The sequence below is a fragment of the Nocardia sp. CDC160 genome (genome assembly GCF_035818795.1).
Taxonomy (GTDB): Bacteria; Actinomycetota; Actinomycetes; order Mycobacteriales; family Mycobacteriaceae; genus Nocardia.
This window is the reverse complement of record NZ_JAYKYT010000005.1, coordinates 330040-350135: the sequence shown is the minus strand read 5'-3', so window position 1 is coordinate 350135 and position 20096 is coordinate 330040. Positions and strand designations below refer to the sequence as shown.

Below are 20096 nucleotides of genomic sequence, written 5' to 3'. Positions count from 1 at the left end.
TCTGACACCGGTGTCAGACTTTAGCGTAGCGGAATGCTTCGAACAGCGGTCTTGATGTCGTGCGTATTCAGCATCACCACAGGGGAATTCGTGGTAGCGGGGATCCTTCCGGAGGTGGCCGGAAGCCTCGGCGTTCCGATCGGAACGGCAGGACTGATCGTGACGGCCTACGCCCTCGGCATGATCGTCGGCGGACCGATCCTCACCGCGGTGACGGCGGGTATCGACCGAAAACGATTGATGGTGGCACTGCTCGTGGTCGCGGCGATCGGCAACGTGCTCTCCGCGCTCGCACCCGGATTCGTGCCGCTTCTAGGTGCTCGGGTCGCGACAGCCCTGGTGACATCGACATTCTTCGCGCAAGCGATCGTGGTCGCCGTCCGCTCCGCGCCACCCGAACGGTCGGCCACCACGGTCGCCCGACTAGCCTTCGGCATGAACCTGGCCATGATCGTCGGCGCACCCGTCGGCACGGCGATCGGCAGCCACTGGGGTTGGCGCGCAGCGTTTCTGACCGTCGGCCTCGCATGCCTGCTCTGCCTCGTCCTGGTGGCCGTCCTGATCACCGCCCCACCCGAGGAGTCACGCCGATCGGCAGTGGCCGAACTTCGGGTCATCCGACGCCGACCGGTACTGATGGCACTATCGCTCACCGCACTAGGCAACATCGGCGTCCTGATGGTCTTCACCTACATAGCTCCCCTGCTCACAACCGTTGCGGGCCAGCCGAACACGCGCCTACCAATGCTCCTGGTCGGCTACGGCGCAGCCGCCACCCTCGGCAACCTCCTCGGCGGCACCCTGTACGACCGAAACCCCCACACCTCCCAACCCGTCCTCCTGCTCCTCCTCGCGCTCGCCTTGGCCGCAGCTTGGCTGACCGCCACCTCCCCACTGTGGGCCACCGCATCGATCATGCTCATCGGCGGCCTGTCCTTCGCAATCATCCCCGGCATGCAAGCCCGAGTAATGTCAGCCGCCACCGAAGCCCCAACCCTCTCCATGGCAGTCAACGCCTCCGCCTACCAACTAGCCGCCGCCTCCGCAGGCCTGCTCGGCGGCTTCATCGCCGACTCCACCCCCGGCCTCCGCACCCTCTACCTCATTGCCTCAGTCCTGACGATCGGCGGCCTATTCCTCAGTCTCACAAGCAATCAGACCGAACTCGGGAGTCGTCCGACACCTGCGCCGAACGCGGTCGGTGACAGCGTGCGCTAGCGTCGCCCGGGACCCGGTGCATGGCCGGGTCCTACACGCGCTCGCCGAGCGTGGCCACGAGCGTCGAGGTGGCGGATCGGGTGTAGAGGCCTGCGATGCCCTTAGCTGTGATGTCCGATGCTGGGAGGATTCGTGGGTCGATGAGTTTGTAGCGTTTGCCTGCGCGTTGGAGCTCGCCGCCGCCTGCGGCGAGGAGGTTCTTGACCCAGTGGCTTTGCGGGCCATAGAGGATTGGGATCGCGAAGCCCTCCGGCGTGTTGAAGCCCACGATTGGCGTCTTGAACGGGCGTCCCGAGGAGCGGCCGGTATGGTGCACGATCGCCCATGGTGGGAGCAGCCAGGCCCAGAGGCCCTGGATGCGGTTGTTGGCGTACTTGTTGAAGGTTGCGATCGCCCGGGGCAGTTGCATGAACCCGACGCTACCGCCAAAACCAGAAACCGGATCGGCGCGCCTCGAGCGCTCGGTGTTCTGACGACCGTTAGCGGGTTGGGGTGGTCAGGACGAGATCGATTGTGTGTGCGGCGATCTTGCGGAGTTGCGGCTCGTCGTTGAATGCCCGTTCGAGGACGGCTAATCCGCGTGTGACGGTCACGATGTGCAAGGCGGCGGTGGCGGGGGTTCCGCTGAACTCGCCCAGCTTTTGCCCCTCGACGAAGGCTTGCTCGACGAGGGCGGTGATGCGGTCGAGGAGGTGGGCGAAGGCATGGCGCGCGTCGTCTCCGAGGCCCTCACCGGTGCCCGGTGCCAACTCCATCAGGCCGCGCGTGGTTGGACAGCCGCGAGGTGGGGAGCCGGAACGAAAGTTCTCGATCGTTGTGTCGAAGAAAGAGACGAGACGTTCGCGCAGCGTCCCGGTGGCTAGCACGTTCTGCAGCGTGACCAGATACTCGTTCGCGTAGCGCTCGTAGGCGACGAGGAACAGCGCCTCTTTGCTGCCGTAGGCGTTGTAGAGGCTGCCGCGTTGGACGCCTGCATCGCGTGCGATGTCCGCGAGGGAGGTGCCTCGCACGCCCTTGCGCCAGAACTGATCGAACGCAATGCGCAGGACTTCGTCGTGGTCGAATTCTCTTGGTCGCAACGCTCTTTCCCGATCGGCAGTGGGCAGTCCCTGGCCACAAGATTACTTGACAGTGTGTCAAGAACGTGTTCTTATCACGGTGTCAAGAAAGGTTCGCCCCGTCTGCGGGAAGGGATCGCCGTGCCCCTCGTTCACATTTCGCTGCGTGCCGGGAAGCCCGAAAGCTACCGACAGGCGATCTTCGACGCCATCTACCGGGCAATGCGCGAAACGCTCGACGTTCCCGAGGGCGATCAGTTCATGACCATCACCGAACACGACGGCGCAAACTTTCGCTACGGCAAGGCATTTGGTGTGGACCGTAGTCAGGATGTCGTGTACATCCAGATCACCGTCTTCGACACACGTACGGCCGCGCAGAAGGGCGCGTTGTTCCGGCGGATCGCCGAGCTGCTCGGCGACAGCCCGGGCGTCCGGCCAGAGGACGTCTTCATCAATGTTCTCGATTCCGCGAAGGAGAACTGGTCCGTCGGCCACGGCGCGCAATTCGCCTGACGCAGTGCGCGAATTCCCTCCAGAATGCGCTACCCGGTATTCGGCGCTATCAGCGCAGCACGGTCGGCTCGGTGGACAGGCTGGCTTCGCCCGGCTGGTAGTCGGGATTCTCGAGGCGTCCTTGTACGACGGCTAGCCGGGTGAGCAGGGTCTGTGCCAGAGCGGCGTGGAGGGCGGCGCTGCCTCGTTGGACGGCGTACACGGTGAGCAGCGCTACGACGCCGATGATCGTGTTGAAGATTGTGCGGTTGGTGGCGGTGTCCGCACCCATGATCGTCTCCGTGACGACGTCGTGATTGTCGCCGTAGGGAATGAACCTGCCCCACAACCAGTAGGTCAATCCACTCAGCGCCATTGCCCACCACGCCAGCGGCAGCACGAAGCTGATGATCGCGATCGGCAGGCTGACGACGGCGTACAGCAGATCCAACCAGCTCTGCCCCTGCCCGATGGGTGCGGTGATCCGACGGAACCATCCCGCTCCCTCCGGTGCCCGGGCGTATCGAGGCCGTGGCGCCACCCTGCCCGTCAACTGCTGCAGGCGTACGCGCTCGATGTCGGCGAAGCCGCGCGCGAGCAGCAATGTCAGTGCGAGCAGCGGGATCCCGACGAAGATCACCACGGTGCCGAGGCTCGCCGCGAAAAGCGGCACGAGAAGGCTGAAACCAACCAATGAGAGAGGCAATCCCAAGAACGTGTAGGCGAAGTCGAGGCCCAAGCGCCGGATGATCATCACGCAGCCAACGCTAGGACCACACCCCGCGATGCCCCATCACCCCCGAGTAGGGGTTCGGACTACCCCCGTGGAGTGACGTAATAGCCACGGCCAACGGCACATTCGCGTCAACGCCTTAGTGTCGGTGCTCGATGCCACAATTGCTCGCATGGTCGATTGGCTCCAATTCGAAACGGAGGCTCCGGATCTCGCAGGCGAGGTGAGGCGGCGATTCGAAGCTCACAGCACCCACGTACTGGCGACTATCCGCCGGGACGGCAGCCCGCGCGTCAGCGGTTCGGAGGTGCAGTTCGACGGCACGGATCTGACATTCGGTTCGATGCCGAACGCGCGGAAGGCCCGTGACCTGCAACGCGACGGCAGGTGCGCGATTCATGCGCACCCATCCGACGGTGATGCCAAAGTGGCAGGTGTGGCCATCGAGGTCGCCCATGCGGACTCGCCCGCGGTGACCGAGCCCTCCACCGAACCGCACCTATTCCGCCTCGATCTCACCGAGGCGGTGCTCACCACGGTTGATCAGGAAGCGCAACAACTGGTTGTCCAGTCATGGCGGCCTGGACGCGGAATCACCGTGACCCGTCGGCAATGACGAATCGCTCTCTGCCAGGGCATGGGATATCCCGCACAGAGGTGGATCGGTTGACCTGTAGTGGGGTTGAGGTTGCAGGGTGTGGGGATGCGATTGAATCAGGTTACGGTTGGCGCGACTGATCTTGGCCAGGCTGAGCGGTTTTATGGGCTGCTGGGGCTGGGGCTGATTGTCAAGACCGAGCATTATCTGCGGTTCGAATGTCCGGAGGGGGACAGTACGTTTTCGGTCGAATTGGTGGAATCGGTGCCTGAGGGGGAGCAGGTGGCGATCTACTTCGAGTCCGATCGGCTCGATGAGGAGTGTGCACGGTTGCGGGCCGCGGGGGTGGTGTTCGACAGCATGCCCGCTGATAAGTCGTGGCTGTGGCGGGAGGCTTGGTTGCGGGATCCCGATGGGCATCGGGTGTGCCTGTTCTATGCCGGGGAGAATCGGCTCGAGCCGCCTTGGCGGATTCGGGGGTGATCGGGGTCGGAGTGCTCTACGGGGTGTGAGGGGTGGAGGGGCAGACTGGCGGTATGGCGATGATGAGTGCTTGGCGGGTGGACAAGCCGGGGGCGATCGATGGGGAACCCGTGGGCTTCGAGCGGGTGGAGGTACCGCGCCCGGGGGCGGGGGAGTTATTGGTTCGGGTGCTCGCGTGTGGAGTGTGTCGGACTGATCTGCACGTCACCGAGGGGGATTTGCCGGTGCATCGGGAGCATGTGGTGCCCGGGCATGAGGTTGTCGGTGAGGTGGTGGAGGTGGGGGACGGGGTGACGGGGGAGTTCGGGGTGGGGGATCGGGTGGGGATTGCTTGGTTGCGGCATACGTGTGGGGTGTGCAAGTTCTGTCGGCGCGGGGATGAGAATTTGTGTCTGGAGTCGCAGTACACCGGGTGGGACGCGGATGGGGGGTATGCGGAATTCGCCACTGTGCCTGCGGATTACGCCTTGCGGCTGCCGGAGGGGTATGGGGATGCGGAGCTCGCGCCGCTGCTGTGCGCGGGGATCATCGGGTATCGGGCGTTGCAACGGGCCGAGGTGCCCGAGGGTGGGCGGCTGGGGATTTACGGGTTCGGGGGGAGTGCGCATTTGGCCGCGCAGGTGGCCCTGGCACGGGGCGCGGAGGTCCATGTGATGACCCGGGACAAGAAGGCTCAGGATCTGGCGCTGGAACTCGGTGTGGCTTCGGCGCAGGGGGCGGCGGACAGGCCGCCGGTGCGCTTGGATTCGGCGATTCTTTTTGCGCCCGTGGGTGATCTGGTGTTGCCCGCGATGGAAGCCTTGGATCGGGGTGGAGTGCTGTCCATTGCCGGAATTCACCTCAGTGATATTCCGGTCTTGAACTATCAGCGACATTTGTTCCAGGAGAGGGAGATTCGGTCCGTCACCGCGAATACACGGCAGGACGCACGGGAGTTTCTGGAGTTCGCGGGCAAACATCGGCTGGAGGTGACGGTGCAGCCCTATCCACTGTCGAAAGCCGATGCGGCACTCCGGGATTTGAAGCACGGCCGGTTCGCTGGTGCCGCGGTATTGATGCCTACTTCTGAAGAGTGAACTGCATGACGTCGAGGTGCCCGGCACGGAAGTAGTGGGCGCAACCGGTCAGATATTTCATATAACGCTGATAGACCTCCTCGGAGGTCAGATGCACCGCCTCGGCGTGGTGGGCGGCCAGGGCCTCGGCCCACAGGTCCAAGGTCCGCGCATAGTGGGGACGCAGCGCCTGGATACGGGTGGTGTGAAAGCCCGCCGCCTCGGCATAGGTGGGAACCGTATCCGGTTGGGGCAGTTGGCCACCCGGAAAGATCTCGCGCTTCATGAAGATATGGAACAGCGCGTCCTCACGGGTGACAGGAATGTCGGCCGCCCGCAGCTCGGCGAGGGTGTGCCCGATGATGGTGTGCAACAGCATGCGCCCATCAGCGGGCAGCAGACGATGACAGCGGGCGAAGAACTCCGCATACCGCTGCTTACGAAAATGCTCGAACGCGCCGATACTCACAATCCGGTCGGCCGTACCGTCGAACTCCTCCCAACCTTGCAGCCGCACTTCGGCTTCGGTGATCCCGAGCTCGCGCAGCCGCCCCCGCACATGATCGAACTGATTGCGGCTCAAGGTGAGCCCGACCACCCGCACGCCATAGGTCAGCACGGCCCGGATCATGGTCGACCCCCACCCACACCCGATATCGAGCAGTGTCATGCCGGGCTCGAGCCCCAGCTTGCCGAGCGCCAAATCGATCTTGGCCTGTTGCGCCTCTTCCAAACTCATGCCCGCGCGCTCGAAGAACGCGCAACTGTAGGTCATGGAGGGGTCGAGGAACAGCGAGTAGAAGTCGTCCGACAGGTCGTAGTGCGACTGCACCTGCCGGTAGAACGGTGCGAGCTGGGCCATGACAAGACATACGAATCGGACGAGTCCCCGGTTCTATCCCCAGGACACACCGGCAACACGCCGTGTTTTTCACTCCGAGTTTCCGATTCGAGCCCTGCGTAACGGCGGCGGCTGCTTTCCTGATGTGGAGTGCAGCATCGCGTCAGCAAACACAATTCGGAGGGTTGGGGACCGGCCATGCACCGCACCGGACACGAAGAGGTCCATTCTGGCAGGCCATGGTTGTGGACGATTCTGGCGGGAGCGGTGGTGGTCGGGCTGGCCACGTGGTGGATCCGACCGCAGCCACTCAACTGCAGTACCGCCACACCAACCACAACCGTCATCACCCTTCCCGCCGCAGCGGCCCCGAGTTCGGTTACTCCCCAGCAGATTCAGACCACGGAGTCCCAACCGGCCCCGGAACAGGGCGAGGCCCGGTTCTACGCCTTCGGTCAGGGCGTGGCCTGCTCCCTACCCGACCTCCCGGTCGACGGCTACTACGTCGGCGTCCCCACGGGCCAATACGACGGCTCGGCCCCCTGCGGCTCCTACGTCGATATCGACGGCCCGCTCGGCAGCGTCCGCGCCGAGGTCGTCGACCGCTGCCCGGCCTGCGGCCCGAACCAATACGATTTGAGCCGTTCGGCTTTCGAGGCCATCGCCAATAGCGCCGACGGCGTCGCCAAGGTCCGCATCAGCCGCGTGCGCGACCCCAACCCGGCCCCCGAACTCGTCTACCGCGTCGAACCGAGCTCGTCATCGAGCTGGATCTCGATCTTGTTCTCCGGCACCGGGAATCCGGTCGCGCAAGTCTCCTTGAAGCCCGACTCCGGCCGCGACTACGTGCCACTGCGCCGCGGCAACGACAACTACTGGTCCGTCTCGGGCCTGGGCCCGGGCCCCTTCACCGCCGAGGTCACCGATATCTACGGTCACGCCGCCTTCGTCTCCGGCGTCACCCTCGATCCGGGCGCCCTGCGCCACACCGGAGTTCGCCTCTACGAGATCCCCACCGAGCCGCCCGCCACCCCACCCCCGCCCACCGCGCCGGTGGTCGTCACCACGGTCGTCAGCGCCCCGGCGGGCTGCAAGTCGTAACCCGCCGCCCCGCCCCCGATATGGCATCATCAAATGGAACGTGTTCCATTTCGACCGCCGAGGCGGTGTGATCGCGACCGCCGAGGCGGTGTGCCGGGAGGCCTTCGATGACGAACCCCAGCTTGGACCTGACCACCGCGAACGCCGGACCCCGTCGGGGCCGCCGCCTCTCGCCGCGCATCTCCCGGCTGACCGAGGTGCCGCAGGGCGCGATGGTGGAACTGCCCGGCCGCGGCACCACCTACGTGGTGGACCTGCCGGGCCCGGCCGCGGATTCGCCGACCGTCCTGCTGCTGCACGGCATGGCGACCACCGCCATGCTCAACTGGTTCCCGAGCCTGCGCGAACTCAATGAGCGCTACCGCGTGGTCCTGTTCGACCAGCGCTGGCACGGCCACGGAATCCGTTCCGAGCGTTTCGATCTCGACGATCTGGCCGACGATGTGGTGGCCGTCGCCGACGTGGTGGGCGTCGAACGACCCATTCTGGCGGGCTATTCCATGGGCGGCGTCGTCGCCCAGCTGACCGCGCACCGTCACCCGGACCGCGTGGGCGGGCTGGTGTTGGCCGCCACCACCTACCGGTTCCAGGAGAAGTGGCGCGAGCGCGCCTTCCACCGCGGCTGGGCCGTCACCGCCGCCATGTTCTCCGAATGGTCCTTCCGCCGCGCCGAATTGCGCCGCGACAAACTGCCCGCGCTGCCGGAATCGTCCTGGCCGGTGGGCCGCATGGATCGCTGGGCCATGACGGAATTGCGGGCGACCAGCGGGTGGGCGCTCGCGCAGGCGCTCGCGGTGCTGGGGCGTTTCGATTCGTCGGACTGGCTGCCGACCTTGAAAGTGCCGACGGCGGTGGTGATCACCACGCGGGACCGGGCACTGCCCGTCTTCCGTCAGCTGGAGATGGCGAAGGCTATTCCGGGAGCGGAGATCTTCCTCGCCAGGGCCGGTCATGCGGCCTGCGCACTCGAGGCGGACGTCTTTGTCCCGGTGTTCCTCGAGGCCGTGCAATCGGTGGTGGATCGCGCCTAGCTCAGGCGGTGGATCGGGCCTGGCTCAGGCGGTGGATCGCGCCTGGCTCAGGCCTTTTCGCGGGCGGCCTTGAGCAGTTCGGTGACCACCTCGGGAATGGCTTCGGTGATCTTGTCCACGTCCGGCACCAGCTCCTTGCAGGCGATGAACCCGAAGTCCATGTGCCCGTTGTTGGAGATCACCGTGGCGGTCAGGCCCGCGCCGTGGAACACCGGCCCGAACGGGTACATCGAGGCCACCCGCACACCCAGGAAGTACATGGGGAAGTTCGGCCCGGGCACGTTCGACACCACCAGGTTGTGCACCACCGGGTGATGCTCGGCCAGCTTGAACGACGAATACGCCCGCGCGGCCAGCTGGAAGGTGTTGGGCGGCGCGTATTTCGCCCAGTCCTGCAGGAAATCGGCCCCGATGAGGTTGTGCTCCTCCTTGGCCCCGCGATTGTCCTCGGCGATGGCGAGCAGGCGCGCCACGGGATTCTCGATATCGGTGTAGAGCCGCGCGAAGATGGTCGACACCTTGTTGGTGCCCTCCTCGTGGCGCGAGGTCTCGTGGGTGGAAACCGGAACAGAGGCCAGCAGTGAGGTTTCCGGCAATTCGTCGTGCAATTCGAGGTAGCTGCGCAGCGCCCCGCCGACCACGGCCAGCACCACGTCATTGACCTTCACCCCGAAGGCCGACTTTATCTCCTTGATATCCGACAGCTCGGTCTGCACGAAGGCAATGGCGCGATGCGGGGTGATTGCTCGATTGAACGGCGTGCGCGGCGCGGTGAACGGCAAAGGCATGCCGCGGTTTCCATTGCCGCTGCGCCGCCGCTGCACCAGCCCGCCCAGAATGCCGACGGTCTTGGGCACCATGCCGACCATGCCGAGCTTGCCCGGGAACCTCAGCAGCGCCTCGACGCCCAGCTGAAGATCATTGGGTTCGGCTTCGGGCGACGGGGTTTCGGCGGGCGGGGTGTAGCTCACGCCCGGCTCCACATCGCACAGGTGCATCATCATATTGGTGCCGGTGATGCCGTCCACGATGGCGTGGTGGTACTTCGACACCACCGCGACCTTGCCGTGCGGCAGACCCTCGATGACCCACATCTCCCACAGCGGCCGGGTGCGATCCAGCGGCCGACCGGCAATATCGGCCGCCAGCTCCGCCAATCCGCGATCACCGGCCCCGCTGGGCAGCGCCAGCCGTCGGACGTGGTAGTCGAGATCGAAGTTCGAATCCCGCACCCACACCGGATGATCGAGATTGAACGGCACCTGGTGCAGTCGACGCGTCATGGCCGGGATCAGGTGCAGCCGCCGTCCGAGTTCGGCCTTGAAGGCCTCGTGCTCGAACTCCACCCCGTCGGCGGTGGGATCGAGTATCAGCATTGCGCAGACGTGCAGCAGTTGTGTGTCTGTTTCGAGATAGAGGAAGCTCGCGTCGAGTCCGGTAAGTCGTTCCATACCAACACACTATGAGAACTGGTTGCATTTTGCGCGCCGTTCGCGGTGCCCGATCGCACCCGTCCGTGGCCGTCTCGTAGCCCTAAAGTAGCACGTAGATAACAAGTTTCATGAGGAAACGGTTGGGTACCAATCAGGTGACTCTCCAGTAGAATTCGTTGCCGCTCTCTTCGTCCATTCCTACCTTGGGTCACATAGCCCGGTGATCAGTCTCTAGTCAATGACAAGAGTCACCGGGCTTCTCACAACGACGTGAGAGGTGAGGACAATGGGCGACCGGAAGGTGTTGCTGCCTGGGAGATGGCGTACGGCTTGGGGCTTCGCGGCACTGACCGTGATCGCCGCGACCGTGTTCGTGCCACAGTCGACGGCCCACGCGGACGGATGCGCCGCCGTGGACGTCGTAGTGGCCAGGGGCACAGGCGAACCCGGCTGGCTCGGCGACGAGATCGGCGATCCCTTATTCGGCATGCTGCAGGACCGGTTACCCGTGTCGGTGAGCGCGTACCGCGTGAACTATCCCGCGGACTACAGCTTCAATGTGGGCACGGGCAGCGCGGATCTGGTGGGGCACATGGAATCCCAGGCCGCTGCCTGTCCGGGCCAGGAGTTCGTGGTGATCGGCTACTCGCAGGGCGCGGCGGTCGTCCACGCGGCCCTGGGCACCGGCGCGGTCACCTGGTACCCGGGCCGAGTGCAGCTGCCGGACTACCTGAGCGGACGCATCGCCGCGGTCCTGCTCTTCGGCGACCCGGTGCGCGGCCTGGGCTGGAATGTCCCCGGCCAGTACGTGTCCCGCACCGGAGACTGGTGCGTGGGCGGTGATCCCGTGTGCGGTTCGGGCACCGACGCCAACGCCCACGTGGCCTACGGCAGTGATCTGGTGGCGGCGGTGAACTTCGCCGCCGACCGCATCTGACCCCGGGGAGGGGACGGGTCCGACCCTCGGGCGGTTTCGACGGACACAAGCGAAACCCCAGGGCGGGTCCGGGTATCCGCGGCCGTGGGGGCGTTAGGTGCTATGGGCACTTAGGGCTCCTGTCCCACCTCGGCCGAGTGGGTACCGAAATGGTTCGGCCCGGCGTGCTGTTCCACGCCGGGCCGAACACTGTTGTGAGGCAGCCGATTACCAGTGCAGGCCGGGAATCCGGTTGGTGATGCGGGCCGCGGGGGCGGGCAGGCCCATGAGGGGCTGCACGATCGGGGCCAGTGCCAGCAGCGGGCTGCGGGACTCCGGCTTCTCGGTGTCGTCGGCGGACTCGACGACCGGCTGTTCGTTCTTGGCCGCCTTCGACTCACCGAACATGCGGAAGCCCTGATGCAGGATCGCGCGCTTCACCGACGGCATGACGGTGTCGACGAACTGGGCGAAGGTGCCGATCGGAGTGTCGATGCGGCTGGGGCGGTGTTCGAGGGCGCGCACCACGATGTCGGCGGCCTGGTCGGGGCTGTGCACCGGAATCGACTTGTACAGGTCGGTCGGGGCGATCATCGCCGTGCGCACCAGCGGCATCCGCACCGAGGTGAACGTGATTCCGGCGTCGGCGTTCTCAACCGCGGCGATCTCGCTGAAGTTGTCCAGCGCCGACTTGCTGGCCACGTACGCCGCGAAGCGCGGCACCTTGGTCTGCACGGCGATCGAGGAGATGTTCACGAAGTGGCCGAAGCGGCGCTCCCGCATGGACGGCAGCAGCGCCAGGATCAGCCGCACCGCGCCGAAGTAGTTGACCGCCATGGTCCGCTCGAAATCGTGCATGCGATCGGTGGAGTTGAGCACCGAACGGCGGATCGAGCGGCCCGCGTTGTTGACCACGTAGTCGACGTGACCGTAGTCGGCCAGCACCTGCTTGACCAGCAGCTCCACCGACTTCTCGTCGGTGATGTCGCACGTGTACGCCTGTGCCGCACCGCTTTCCGCGCGGACCTGGGCGGCCGCGGCCTCCAGATCCTCCTCGGTGCGCGCCACCATCAGCACGGTCGCGCCGCGCTTGGCCACGGCGTGCGCTGTGGCCAGGCCGATGCCGGAGGACGCGCCGGTGATGAGCACGATGCGGCCCTCGAGTCGATCGCCCTCGACGCGGCGGGCGCGATCGGGATCGAGATTGGCGCGCCAGTACTTCCACAGCGTCTCGGCGTAGTCCTCGAAGGCCGGAACCTCGATGCCGCGCAGCTGCGCCCGGGTGGATTCGGAGACGAAGGTGGACTCGAACGAGGTGTGCGGGGCGACCTCGGCGGGAATGCCGAAGCGCTCCAACAGGAAATCACGCACCGTGGGCACGCCCGGCAGGCCGCCGAGGGCGTGCAGCGCGGTGTGCGAGCCCGGCAGGGTGCCGATGGCGGTCGGCGCACCGGCCGCCTTGGCCAGGGCGTTGTAGATCTCGATGAACGGCTGCGGCTCCGGGTTGGTCAGGTGGAAGGTCCGCCCGATCAGGCCCGGCTTGTTGATGAGCTCGACCATCGCGTCGACCACGTAGTCGACCGGAACGATATTGGTGGAACCCAGATCCGGGATCGGCATGGGCAGCTCCGACGGCAGCGCCGCCAGCCCCGCGATGGCCGGGAAGAAGTAGTACGGGCCGTCGATCTTGTCCATCTCGCCGGTGCGGGAATCGCCGACCACGATGGCCGGGCGGTACACCCGCCAGCGCAGGCCCGCGGTCTCGCGCACCATCTTCTCGGCCTCGAACTTGGTGCGGTGGTAGGGCGAGTGCAGGCCCTGGCCCAAGTCGAAGTCGTCCTCGAAGAACTTGCCCTTGTGATCACCCGCGACGGCGACCGAGGACACGTGGTGCAGCACCGCGCCGAGCTCGAGCGCCAGATCGATGACCGCGCGGGTGCCGTTCACATTGGCGGCGTAGGTGACGGACTCGTCGGCGGTCATGTCGTAGACCGCGCCGAGGTGAATGACGTGATCGGCGCGCGGCGCTTCATCCTGAAGACCGAGACCGGGCGCGGTGAGATCTCCGACCAGCGGGAAGACGCGGTCTCCGGCCCCCCAGCCGTCGGCCATCTCGCGCAGCTTGGCCACCGACGCCTCACGCGTCAGTGCGTGGACCACGGCCTCCGGGTCGCGCTCCAGCAGTGCGGCGATGACGCGCCGACCCAGGAATCCGGTTCCGCCCGTGACGATGTAAGAAACCATCGTCCCCTCCTTAATTACGAACGTGTTGGTACCCAACGGTGTTCGTCCGACATGCGTCGGTGGATGCGGACGTGAGTTGATTGGCCCCCTAGCAGAATGTCGGGCCGAGGTAGGAACACCTTCGTGCCTAACTAGTGAGTAACTTTACGTATCCTCGGTTGGCGGTTCAACTCGAGCCGCCGAATCCCCGATGTGGGAATGGTCACCTCCGGGCTATCCGAGTTGGTATGTGTAACAAGGGGTTTGGTGTAACCCATGGCCGCACTTGGCAATTCGCTAGCTACTGGTCAAATGTCCTGAGCGTGCGCTCACTTGTTTGATCTCTGTCGGTTTGCTCGCCGCATTTGCATGTCCCTTCTGTCCGAATCGCCCGGCTGAGCGGTAAAAGTGCTGGTGAACGCCTCGCGGCGGCGATCTGACGTTAAGGTGTTCCAGTCTTATCGCCCGCGGTCGTGAAAGGAGTCGGTCATTCACCAGCTCGATCTGCCCAGCACCGGCGTGCGCACCCGGGCCGAATTCGACACCCTGCCGACGGTGCCGCGCGGCTGGGCCTGGGAATTGCGATCCGGTCGATTGGAGCTCAGCCTCATGCCCGTCACGTTCTGGTATTCCCGGATCGTGTGCCAGGTGCTCGAATTCTGGCGCAACCACGGTTATGAAGCCGCCGGTGATCAATACGTGGCGGACAGCGGATTCGCGCGCGGCGACATCGGCCAGCACAATTTCGTGGCCGACGGAGTGGTGTTCCAGCCCGGGCATCGGCCCGACAAGCACAGCACCACCCACGCGCCCGCCGAACTGTTCGCCGTCATCGAGGCGGTCTGGCAACCGGCGCAGGTCCGCGAGGCCATCGACAAACTCCGCGTCTACTCCATGCTCGGCATCCCGCATTTCTGGATCGTGCGCGGCGACCACGACGGCGAGGACCTCGACGGCTTCGTCAGCATGTACGAACTCGTCGGCGAGGACTACAAACTCACCGGCAGCCGCCTGGTCTCCGAACTCAACCCGAACTGAGCGAATCCGTCTCCCGGGGTCAGCCTGGATTGCACGCCGAACCCCTTGGGACGGTGCGCAATCCGACTAGATCGCCTCGGTCCGGGAGGGTCGGCCGTGGGTGTCGACCGCCGCGTCGAGGGAGTCGGCTAGGGCGGTGAGTTGTTCGACTGCCGGGCCGTGTTGGCGGAGGAAGTCGGCTCGGGCGCGGCCGCGGCGGAAGTTGACGAAGGCTCGGCCGGTTTCCAGTTGGGCGGTGTACCAGAACAGGTAGGGGATGGTGAGGATGAAATTGATTGCGCCCCAGGTCATCCAGACGTTGTTGTTGAACCAGCCGTCGGAGGGCATGACCTTCGGGAAGATGTTGTAGATGGCGATCACCAGCATCAGCACCGGCAGGGTGTAGATGCGGGCCATGATGTACAGCTCGGGGCGGCCTTTGACCAGCGGGTAGATCTCGGCGACGGCGAGAATGCAGATGCTGGCGGCGAAATGCTCTTCCTTCGGGGGATAGCCGCCGAAGGTGAAGCACAGATTCCAGGTGGTGTAGAGGAAGTTCCACGCCATCGTCGTGTAGGCGACCAGCTCGGCATTGCGGCCGGGCAGGACCTCCCAGAAGCGCGGGCAGTACGGGATGGTCAGGCACAACCCCAGCCCGACCGCCGCGTTCCAGTAATTGCCGAGCTGGGCGTCGCGCAGGGTGGCCTCGGCGATATTGAGGAACAGGATCGCGTAGGGAAACCACAGGAAGCGCGGATGGCGCAGGAGCTCCCAGAACCGGCCCGGCCGCTGCTCGGCCACCGAGATCCGCATCGCGCCGACCAGGGTCAGCGGAATCAGTACCGACAGAATCTTCGCCCACGAGAACCAGTTGATCAGCCCGATATCGCGGCCCGGGCCCCAAATCCACAGGGGGAAGGTCAAAAGCGACAGCCCCCACACCCACATCGCCGGGCGCGGATGGGTGCGCATGTAATCCACGATGAGCCACAAAATGCCGCAGAACACGGCCATGGACACGGCCGTGACCCAGGTGAAGGGTGCCGGATTCCCGGTCACGGCCTCGGATGCCGCACTGATCATGGTGCACACCGCCTTTCGCTGTCACTGAGTGGGGGCAGAGCGGAGGAACAGGATCGATAGCGTTCAGACTCCGAGCGTTCGAGTGGGCCAGTTGCGCCCGGCATGCAGATCGGCGTGATCGTGACGTTCGTCGGTAGGCGCGGCGGGCAGCGGGCGCGCACGCTCGGCGCGCTCCTTGATGCCCAGCAGCATCTTGCGTTCCATGATCAGACTCCCCGATTCCATCACGAACATGTAGAAGAACCGTTGCAGGACACCATGATTCGGTAGCTTGATCCGATTGCGGCTGAGCAGCCGGGTGCCGCCATCGCTCTCGTAAAGCTCGAACGCCCACACCCAGTGGTGATCGGTGGAAGCGAGCGCGAACGCGTACGGCCGACTCAGAATGGCCACGCGCATACGGGGACCCGTCTTACCCATCGGCAGGATGTCATCGATGGCGAGATCCTGAAACTCCGGCAGAACCTCCGAGGCGCTGTGCATATCCAGCCCCAGCAGATTCTCGACCCAGTCATACGTGTACGCCCCACCCCGCCCCGGCCCCATCTGCACCAGCCACGGCCAAATCTGCTCCGGCGTAGCGGAAATGGTGATCGCCCGCGTGGTGACAAGGTCCGGCTCGCTCAGCAGCCCATCACCGGGCATCCCCTTCCCCGCCTCCTCAGCAGTCGCACCCCAGGTGAGACACCGATTGCGCACGAAAAGCCGATACCCGACGGCCAGCCCACCCACCGCCGACGCCAACCCCACCAGAACCGCCCTCGAAGTCCTCATGACCGTTCCCTCTCGCTCGAAGTCGACTCCGATCCTGTGCCGCGAGACGGCATTGCCGAAGGGCCCGAGGGCCTCACTTGCGTCCTTCCTGCCGGTGACCTTCGCCTGTCGATAACGGATCGTCCCCGATTCTGAAGGCAAACAGTTCAGTTCCATTCGCACCGCCCCGGGCGAGTCGGCATCATTCCGATGTCGCCGTGCCGGATGGCGGTCAGGCGGGTTCGGCCGCGGCGAAATCAGTGGGCTGCCACCAGTCGAGGGAGGTTTCCGGGTCCGGAAGGCCCGCCGAGGCGAGCAGATCGCCCCGGCGGAGGCCGGGCAGGACCTGGTAATCGATCGAGCCGGGGACGCTGACCAGGGCGAGCACGCGCCACAGGGCACGGGCGTAGGCCTCGGCGGAGGTGGGGTCGTTCCATTCGTAGAGGCCGCGGTAGCGGCCACGTTCGTCGTCGGTGAGCCAGAGCTTGGAGATCAGGCCCGGGAACCCGGCGAAGAGCAGGGTGTTGAGCAGGCTCTCGCGGCGGAACAGGGCATGGCCACGGCCGCGGACCACGCGCAGGGTGAAGGTGACCACCAGGACGCAGGGGTCGGTGGGGGCCGGGCGGTCGATGACGGTCTCGCGGAACACCCGCGCCGAGGTGCCGTCCGCGAAACCCACACGCAGACCGAGGTTTTCGCGCGGCAGGCGAACCTGTCGGCGCAGCAGCAGGACGACGGTTCGCACGAGGCAGCGGGCGACGGCGGCAGCCGCCTGTCCGATCGGGAGGGGTGTATGCGTGATGTCGCTCATGACGGTGTTCTCTCGGATTCAGGGGGCGGTGGTGAGGGCCAGGCCGATCAGGGACGCGACCTTGAGGAGTTCGAGGGCGACGTACCAGCGGTGGGCGGTGGAGCGGGGGAGTTGCTCACCCGCCAGGACTCGGTCGGAGCGGCGGGTCAGGGGTGGGCGGACGGCCAGGAGTTGGGTGGCCAGGACGAAGATCGCCCAGCCCAGCCAGCCCCAGGCGGCGTCGGAGGGGCGGACGATCGCGGCGGCGGCGACCAGGATCGCCGCGAGCGCGAATTCGACGGTGTTCAAGGCGCGGAACACGATTCGGCCGACCGCCAAGCCGAGCGGCAGGGTCATGCCCGGGGCCCGGAACTTCAGCGGCGCCTCCAGGAATGAGATGGCGAGCACCATGCCGAGCCACAGCATGGGCAGGAACCACAGCAGGTGCTGGGCAAGGGATTTCATGGATTCGACGCTAACCAGCCAGCGGTGACCGGCCAGGGTCCAAGGTCCTCACCGCGGCCCTGTTGCATTGTCGACCCGCGAAGTTGCACCTCCGACCCGGGAATCGGGGCCCGACGGCCCGCGGCGGGCATGACCTAGGTCTCTGGGACCGGCATCGCCGGGGCGCGATGCTCGACACAACATCTCGACCAGGAGGAACCATGTCGGATACCACCGTCCCCGAGCCGGATACCAGCCCGCGCCCCATCGTGGTCGGGGTCGACGGCTCCCAGATCTCGTATCAGGCGGTCGCCTGGGCGGCGGTCGAGGCCGAGCTGCGGCAGTGGCCTTTGCATCTGGTCGCCGCGTACGGCGTGCAGCCCGGTCGGGAGCCGTTCACCGCATTGGGTGTGGCCGATCGGGACGCGGTGCGGTCGGAGGCCTTGCGGGTACTGGCCGAGGCCGTGCGGATCGCCCATCATGCCGCGCCCGGGAACACCATTGCCCTCACCAGTGCGGCGGCCGACGAATTGGCGCTGCCCGCGCTGATGCGGCGGTCCGCGCGGGCTCGGATGGTGGTGGTGGGCAATCGCGGTCGCGGCGCGATTCGCCGGGCCGTGCTCGGCTCGGTGAGCACCGGTTTGGCGCGGCACGCGCACTGCCCGGTCGCCGTCGTGCACGGGGATCCGGATATCGCGCGCCTCGGCGTGGACAAGCCGGTGATCGTCGGCGTCGACGGCACCGAGAACAGCCTGCCCGCCGTGCGGATGGCGTTCGAGGAGGCCTCGCTGCGCAAGGCCCCGCTCATCGCGGTGCATTCCTGGTGCGACACCAGCGGATTCGATCTCGAGGTGGTCGGGTGGGAGACCATTCGCCAGGGCGAGGACGTGCTGCTGGCCGAGGGCCTGGCCGGATTCGGCGAGGAGTTCCCCGACGTGAGCGTGGAACGCCACGTCACCTACGAGACCCCGGTACGAGCGCTACTCGACTACGCCGACCGCGCGCAGCTGCTCGTGGTCGGCACCCACGGCCGCGGCGGATTCGCGGGCGTGGTGCTCGGTTCGGTCAGCACCGCACTGCTGCACGTGGCCACCTGCCCCGTGCTGGTGGTGCGCACACAGGAGGAGTCCCGATGACCACCGCCGCTTTCCGTTTCGCATCCGCCGATCCCCGTTACGCGCCGGGCGAACTGATCACCCACGAATCGATCGCCGACGAGAACGAGGACGGTCCCGCCATGCATCCCGACCACCAGACCATCAGGGCCGCACTGGCTTTGGCGGTACGCGCGCCGTCGGTGCACAACACCCAGCCGTGGGAATGGCGGCTGGGGGACACCACGGTCCAGCTCTATGCCGCCGAGAGCCGCAGGCTGCCGCACGCCGACCCGGACTGCCGGGAGCTGCTGCTGAGTTGTGGTGCGGCACTGCATCATCTGACCGTCGCCATGCGCGCCTTCGGCTGGGAGTCGCAGGTGCACCGGTTCCCGAACCCGGAGGACCGCACGCATCTGGCCGCGATCGAATTCCGCCACGCCGGGCCCGACGAGGAATCGGTCCGCCTGGCGCGGGCCATTTCCCGGCGGCACAGCGACCGCCGCCGGTTCACCTCGTGGGAGATCCCCGACGGTCAGATCGCCGCCATCGCCGCCGCCGGAACCGTGCCCGGGGTGCGCGTGCACAGCGTCGATTCGACCGGTGAGCGCGCCCGGCTGCTGCGAGCCTTCGAGAAGGCGGCCACCGAGCATGCCCAGGACCCGGGCTATGTCGCCGAATTGGCCGCCTGGAGTGGACATCACGCCGCGCCAGCGGGCGTACCCGCCCGCAATGCCGTCGCCGGAACGGATCCGACCGTGCGACCCTTCGGGGATCCGCGGTTGTCCGAGGCCGTGGTGACCGACACCGAGAACGCCCGAATGCTGGTGGTGTGCACGGGTTCCAACGATTGGCGGGCCTGGCTGCGGGCCGGTGAGGCGACCAGCGCGATCCTGCTGTCCGCGACCGCCCGCGGCCTGGCCACCTGCCCGCTCACCGAACCCCTGGAACTGCCCTCCCTGCGTGAGCGGATCCGCACCGAACTGCTCGGCGGCTTCGGCTACCCGCAGCTGATCGTGCGCCTGGGCTGGGCGTCCACCAGCGCCGAACCCGTGCCCACCACCCCGCGTTTGCCGCTGCAGGACGTGCTGCGGCCCCTCGAACCCACCGACTCATCGAGGTGATCGAAGATGTCGTCGAATCCCACTGTCGGGCTGCGTGTGTGGCGCCTGCGGCCGTGGAGCCTGAATCCGCTGATGCGCCCGTCGGATCGCTGGGAATCGGTGATTCGGGCGCTGATCGTGGTCGTGCTGGTGTTCATGGTGCCGGTCGCGGGCGCGATCGGCACCACCACGTACACCCGGACGGCGGAACAGATCAAAGCCGATAACGCCGCGAAGGTGCGGGTGTCGGCGACCGCGGTCGCGGACGCCACCCGGGCTCCGTCGTCGAGCCCATATCACGACGGCGGGTATCAGGCGTCCGTGCGCTGGGTGCGCGCCGGTGCCGAGGCGACGGGAACCGTGGCGGTGGAAGCGGATACGAAGTCCGGCGCATCGGTGCCGGTGTGGCTGGGCCCAGACGGCAAGCCGACCGGCGCACCGGACAGCCCGGACGCGGCGGTCTTCAACGGAATCGGCATCGGGCTCATGGTGCTGCTGCTCAGCGGGACCACCGCGGTCATGCTGCTGTGGGGGATGGAACTCGCCTTGGGCGGGGTACGCAATCTGCGGTGGGAGTCCGAATGGCGGCGCATCGCGCGTCCCATCGGAACGTAAGTGCCACAAGGA

The 20096-nt window shown here is 66.2% G+C and carries 22 protein-coding genes; 12 read left to right on the top strand and 10 right to left on the bottom strand.

Features of this window, described 5'->3' with window-relative positions:
- Nucleotides 1-33: 33 nt before the first annotated feature.
- Nucleotides 34-1218 (top strand): MFS transporter, encoded by a 1185-nt coding sequence (locus VMT40_RS29295; protein ID WP_326362206.1) that lies wholly within the window; start codon nt 34-36, stop codon nt 1216-1218.
- Between the two features lie 31 nt (nt 1219-1249).
- Here VMT40_RS29295 and VMT40_RS29290 read toward each other — a convergent pair whose 3' ends face one another.
- A complete protein-coding gene (locus VMT40_RS29290; protein WP_326362204.1) occupies nt 1250-1627 on the bottom strand; it encodes a nitroreductase family deazaflavin-dependent oxidoreductase in 378 nt (125 codons plus the stop codon).
- 70 nt (nt 1628-1697) lie between these two features.
- Nucleotides 1698-2228, bottom strand: a complete 531-nt coding sequence (locus VMT40_RS29285) for a TetR/AcrR family transcriptional regulator (RefSeq protein WP_326362202.1) — start codon at nt 2226-2228, stop codon at nt 1698-1700.
- Here VMT40_RS29285 and VMT40_RS29280 point away from each other — a divergent pair.
- Nucleotides 2181-2792: a tautomerase family protein gene (locus VMT40_RS29280; RefSeq protein WP_326362200.1), complete on the top strand. Its 612-nt coding sequence runs from the start codon at nt 2181-2183 to the stop codon at nt 2790-2792. The genes VMT40_RS29285 and VMT40_RS29280 overlap by 48 nt on opposite strands.
- Before the next feature lie 49 nt (nt 2793-2841).
- Here the strand turns inward: VMT40_RS29280 and VMT40_RS29275 are convergent, their stop codons facing one another.
- On the bottom strand, nt 2842-3525 hold the full coding sequence (locus VMT40_RS29275) for a sensor domain-containing protein (RefSeq protein WP_326362785.1): 684 nt from the start codon (nt 3523-3525) through the stop codon (nt 2842-2844).
- Nucleotides 3526-3676: 151 nt separating this feature from the next.
- Here VMT40_RS29275 and VMT40_RS29270 point away from each other — a divergent pair, with 151 nt between their 5' ends.
- The 3 genes from VMT40_RS29270 to VMT40_RS29260 all read left to right on the top strand — a co-directional run bounded on the left by VMT40_RS29270 (nt 3677) and on the right by VMT40_RS29260 (nt 5661).
- Nucleotides 3677-4120, top strand: coding sequence for a pyridoxamine 5'-phosphate oxidase family protein (locus tag VMT40_RS29270; RefSeq protein ID WP_326362198.1), 444 nt, complete (start codon nt 3677-3679; stop codon nt 4118-4120).
- 87 nt (nt 4121-4207) lie between these two features.
- On the top strand, nt 4208-4585 hold the full coding sequence (locus tag VMT40_RS29265; protein WP_326362196.1) for a VOC family protein: 378 nt from the start codon (nt 4208-4210) through the stop codon (nt 4583-4585).
- Between the two features lie 62 nt (nt 4586-4647).
- A complete protein-coding gene (locus VMT40_RS29260) occupies nt 4648-5661 on the top strand; it encodes a zinc-binding alcohol dehydrogenase family protein (RefSeq protein WP_326362783.1) in 1014 nt (337 codons plus the stop codon).
- Here the strand turns inward: VMT40_RS29260 and VMT40_RS29255 are convergent.
- Complete coding sequence (locus VMT40_RS29255; RefSeq protein WP_326362194.1) at nt 5645-6502, bottom strand: cyclopropane mycolic acid synthase family methyltransferase; 858 nt, start codon at nt 6500-6502, stop codon at nt 5645-5647. The two genes, VMT40_RS29260 and VMT40_RS29255, sit on opposite strands and share 17 nt — an antisense overlap.
- Before the next feature lie 177 nt (nt 6503-6679).
- Here VMT40_RS29255 and VMT40_RS29250 point away from each other — a divergent pair, with 177 nt between their 5' ends.
- Both VMT40_RS29250 and VMT40_RS29245 read left to right on the top strand, forming a co-directional pair.
- Nucleotides 6680-7582: an expansin EXLX1 family cellulose-binding protein gene (locus VMT40_RS29250; protein WP_326362192.1), complete on the top strand. Its 903-nt coding sequence runs from the start codon at nt 6680-6682 to the stop codon at nt 7580-7582.
- A 107-nt stretch (nt 7583-7689) separates the two neighbouring features.
- Entirely contained in the window at nt 7690-8613 is a 924-nt protein-coding gene (locus tag VMT40_RS29245) for an alpha/beta fold hydrolase (RefSeq protein WP_326362191.1), read from the top strand.
- 47 nt (nt 8614-8660) lie between these two features.
- Here VMT40_RS29245 and VMT40_RS29240 read toward each other — a convergent pair whose 3' ends face one another.
- Nucleotides 8661-10064, bottom strand: coding sequence for a WS/DGAT/MGAT family O-acyltransferase (locus VMT40_RS29240; RefSeq protein ID WP_326362189.1), 1404 nt, complete (start codon nt 10062-10064; stop codon nt 8661-8663).
- Between the two features lie 268 nt (nt 10065-10332).
- On the opposite strand from VMT40_RS29240, the gene VMT40_RS29235 reads away from it, so the two are divergent.
- The gene (locus tag VMT40_RS29235; protein ID WP_326362188.1) at nt 10333-10983 is read left to right on the top strand and encodes a cutinase family protein; all 651 of its coding nucleotides are present in this window, start codon (nt 10333-10335) and stop codon (nt 10981-10983) included.
- 207 nt (nt 10984-11190) lie between these two features.
- Here VMT40_RS29235 and VMT40_RS29230 read toward each other — a convergent pair whose 3' ends face one another.
- Nucleotides 11191-13206 (bottom strand): SDR family oxidoreductase, encoded by a 2016-nt coding sequence (locus VMT40_RS29230; protein ID WP_326362187.1) that lies wholly within the window; start codon nt 13204-13206, stop codon nt 11191-11193.
- Nucleotides 13207-13704: 498 nt separating this feature from the next.
- On the opposite strand from VMT40_RS29230, the gene VMT40_RS29225 reads away from it, so the two are divergent.
- Nucleotides 13705-14223 (top strand): Uma2 family endonuclease, encoded by a 519-nt coding sequence (locus VMT40_RS29225; RefSeq protein WP_326362186.1) that lies wholly within the window; start codon nt 13705-13707, stop codon nt 14221-14223.
- A gap of 66 nt (nt 14224-14289) precedes the next feature.
- Here the strand turns inward: VMT40_RS29225 and VMT40_RS29220 are convergent, their stop codons facing one another.
- The 4 genes from VMT40_RS29220 to VMT40_RS29205 all read right to left on the bottom strand — a co-directional run bounded on the left by VMT40_RS29220 (nt 14290) and on the right by VMT40_RS29205 (nt 17293).
- Nucleotides 14290-15285 carry a hypothetical protein gene (locus VMT40_RS29220; RefSeq protein WP_326362185.1) on the bottom strand — a complete coding sequence of 332 codons (996 nt, stop codon included), beginning with the start codon at nt 15283-15285 and terminating at the stop codon, nt 14290-14292.
- A 63-nt stretch (nt 15286-15348) separates the two neighbouring features.
- A complete protein-coding gene (locus VMT40_RS29215; protein ID WP_326362184.1) occupies nt 15349-16059 on the bottom strand; it encodes an SRPBCC family protein in 711 nt (236 codons plus the stop codon).
- 211 nt (nt 16060-16270) lie between these two features.
- Nucleotides 16271-16849 (bottom strand): hypothetical protein, encoded by a 579-nt coding sequence (locus VMT40_RS29210; RefSeq protein WP_326362183.1) that lies wholly within the window; start codon nt 16847-16849, stop codon nt 16271-16273.
- 18 nt (nt 16850-16867) lie between these two features.
- Entirely contained in the window at nt 16868-17293 is a 426-nt protein-coding gene (locus tag VMT40_RS29205) for a hypothetical protein (protein ID WP_326362181.1), read from the bottom strand.
- A 200-nt stretch (nt 17294-17493) separates the two neighbouring features.
- On the opposite strand from VMT40_RS29205, the gene VMT40_RS29200 reads away from it, so the two are divergent.
- From VMT40_RS29200 to VMT40_RS29190, 3 genes are read left to right on the top strand one after another with little or no spacing between them, the layout of a single operon-like run.
- A complete protein-coding gene (locus VMT40_RS29200; RefSeq protein WP_326362179.1) occupies nt 17494-18408 on the top strand; it encodes a universal stress protein in 915 nt (304 codons plus the stop codon).
- A complete protein-coding gene (locus tag VMT40_RS29195; protein ID WP_326362177.1) occupies nt 18405-19490 on the top strand; it encodes an Acg family FMN-binding oxidoreductase in 1086 nt (361 codons plus the stop codon). Before VMT40_RS29200 ends, VMT40_RS29195 begins: the two co-directional genes overlap by 4 nt.
- Nucleotides 19491-19496: 6 nt before the next feature.
- Nucleotides 19497-20084: an Rv1733c family protein gene (locus tag VMT40_RS29190; protein ID WP_326362175.1), complete on the top strand. Its 588-nt coding sequence runs from the start codon at nt 19497-19499 to the stop codon at nt 20082-20084.
- Nucleotides 20085-20096 lie beyond the last annotated feature (12 nt).

Coding starts and splice junctions, on each gene's coding strand:
- VMT40_RS29295 (WP_326362206.1), top strand. CDS start 34: ATGCTTCGAACAGCGGTCTTGATGTCGTGCGTATTCAGCATCACCACA.
- VMT40_RS29290 (WP_326362204.1), bottom strand. CDS start 1,627: ATGCAACTGCCCCGGGCGATCGCAACCTTCAACAAGTACGCCAACAAC.
- VMT40_RS29275 (WP_326362785.1), bottom strand. CDS start 3,525: ATGATCATCCGGCGCTTGGGCCTCGACTTCGCCTACACGTTCTTGGGA.
- VMT40_RS29270 (WP_326362198.1), top strand. CDS start 3,677: ATGGTCGATTGGCTCCAATTCGAAACGGAGGCTCCGGATCTCGCAGGC.
- VMT40_RS29265 (WP_326362196.1), top strand. CDS start 4,208: ATGCGATTGAATCAGGTTACGGTTGGCGCGACTGATCTTGGCCAGGCT.
- VMT40_RS29260 (WP_326362783.1), top strand. CDS start 4,648: ATGAGTGCTTGGCGGGTGGACAAGCCGGGGGCGATCGATGGGGAACCC.
- VMT40_RS29255 (WP_326362194.1), bottom strand. CDS start 6,502: ATGGCCCAGCTCGCACCGTTCTACCGGCAGGTGCAGTCGCACTACGAC.
- VMT40_RS29250 (WP_326362192.1), top strand. CDS start 6,680: ATGCACCGCACCGGACACGAAGAGGTCCATTCTGGCAGGCCATGGTTG.
- VMT40_RS29245 (WP_326362191.1), top strand. CDS start 7,690: ATGACGAACCCCAGCTTGGACCTGACCACCGCGAACGCCGGACCCCGT.
- VMT40_RS29240 (WP_326362189.1), bottom strand. CDS start 10,064: ATGGAACGACTTACCGGACTCGACGCGAGCTTCCTCTATCTCGAAACA.
- VMT40_RS29235 (WP_326362188.1), top strand. CDS start 10,333: ATGGGCGACCGGAAGGTGTTGCTGCCTGGGAGATGGCGTACGGCTTGG.
- VMT40_RS29230 (WP_326362187.1), bottom strand. CDS start 13,206: ATGGTTTCTTACATCGTCACGGGCGGAACCGGATTCCTGGGTCGGCGC.
- VMT40_RS29220 (WP_326362185.1), bottom strand. CDS start 15,285: ATGATCAGTGCGGCATCCGAGGCCGTGACCGGGAATCCGGCACCCTTC.
- VMT40_RS29215 (WP_326362184.1), bottom strand. CDS start 16,059: ATGAGGACTTCGAGGGCGGTTCTGGTGGGGTTGGCGTCGGCGGTGGGT.
- VMT40_RS29210 (WP_326362183.1), bottom strand. CDS start 16,849: ATGAGCGACATCACGCATACACCCCTCCCGATCGGACAGGCGGCTGCC.
- VMT40_RS29205 (WP_326362181.1), bottom strand. CDS start 17,293: ATGAAATCCCTTGCCCAGCACCTGCTGTGGTTCCTGCCCATGCTGTGG.
- VMT40_RS29200 (WP_326362179.1), top strand. CDS start 17,494: ATGTCGGATACCACCGTCCCCGAGCCGGATACCAGCCCGCGCCCCATC.
- VMT40_RS29195 (WP_326362177.1), top strand. CDS start 18,405: ATGACCACCGCCGCTTTCCGTTTCGCATCCGCCGATCCCCGTTACGCG.
- VMT40_RS29190 (WP_326362175.1), top strand. CDS start 19,497: ATGTCGTCGAATCCCACTGTCGGGCTGCGTGTGTGGCGCCTGCGGCCG.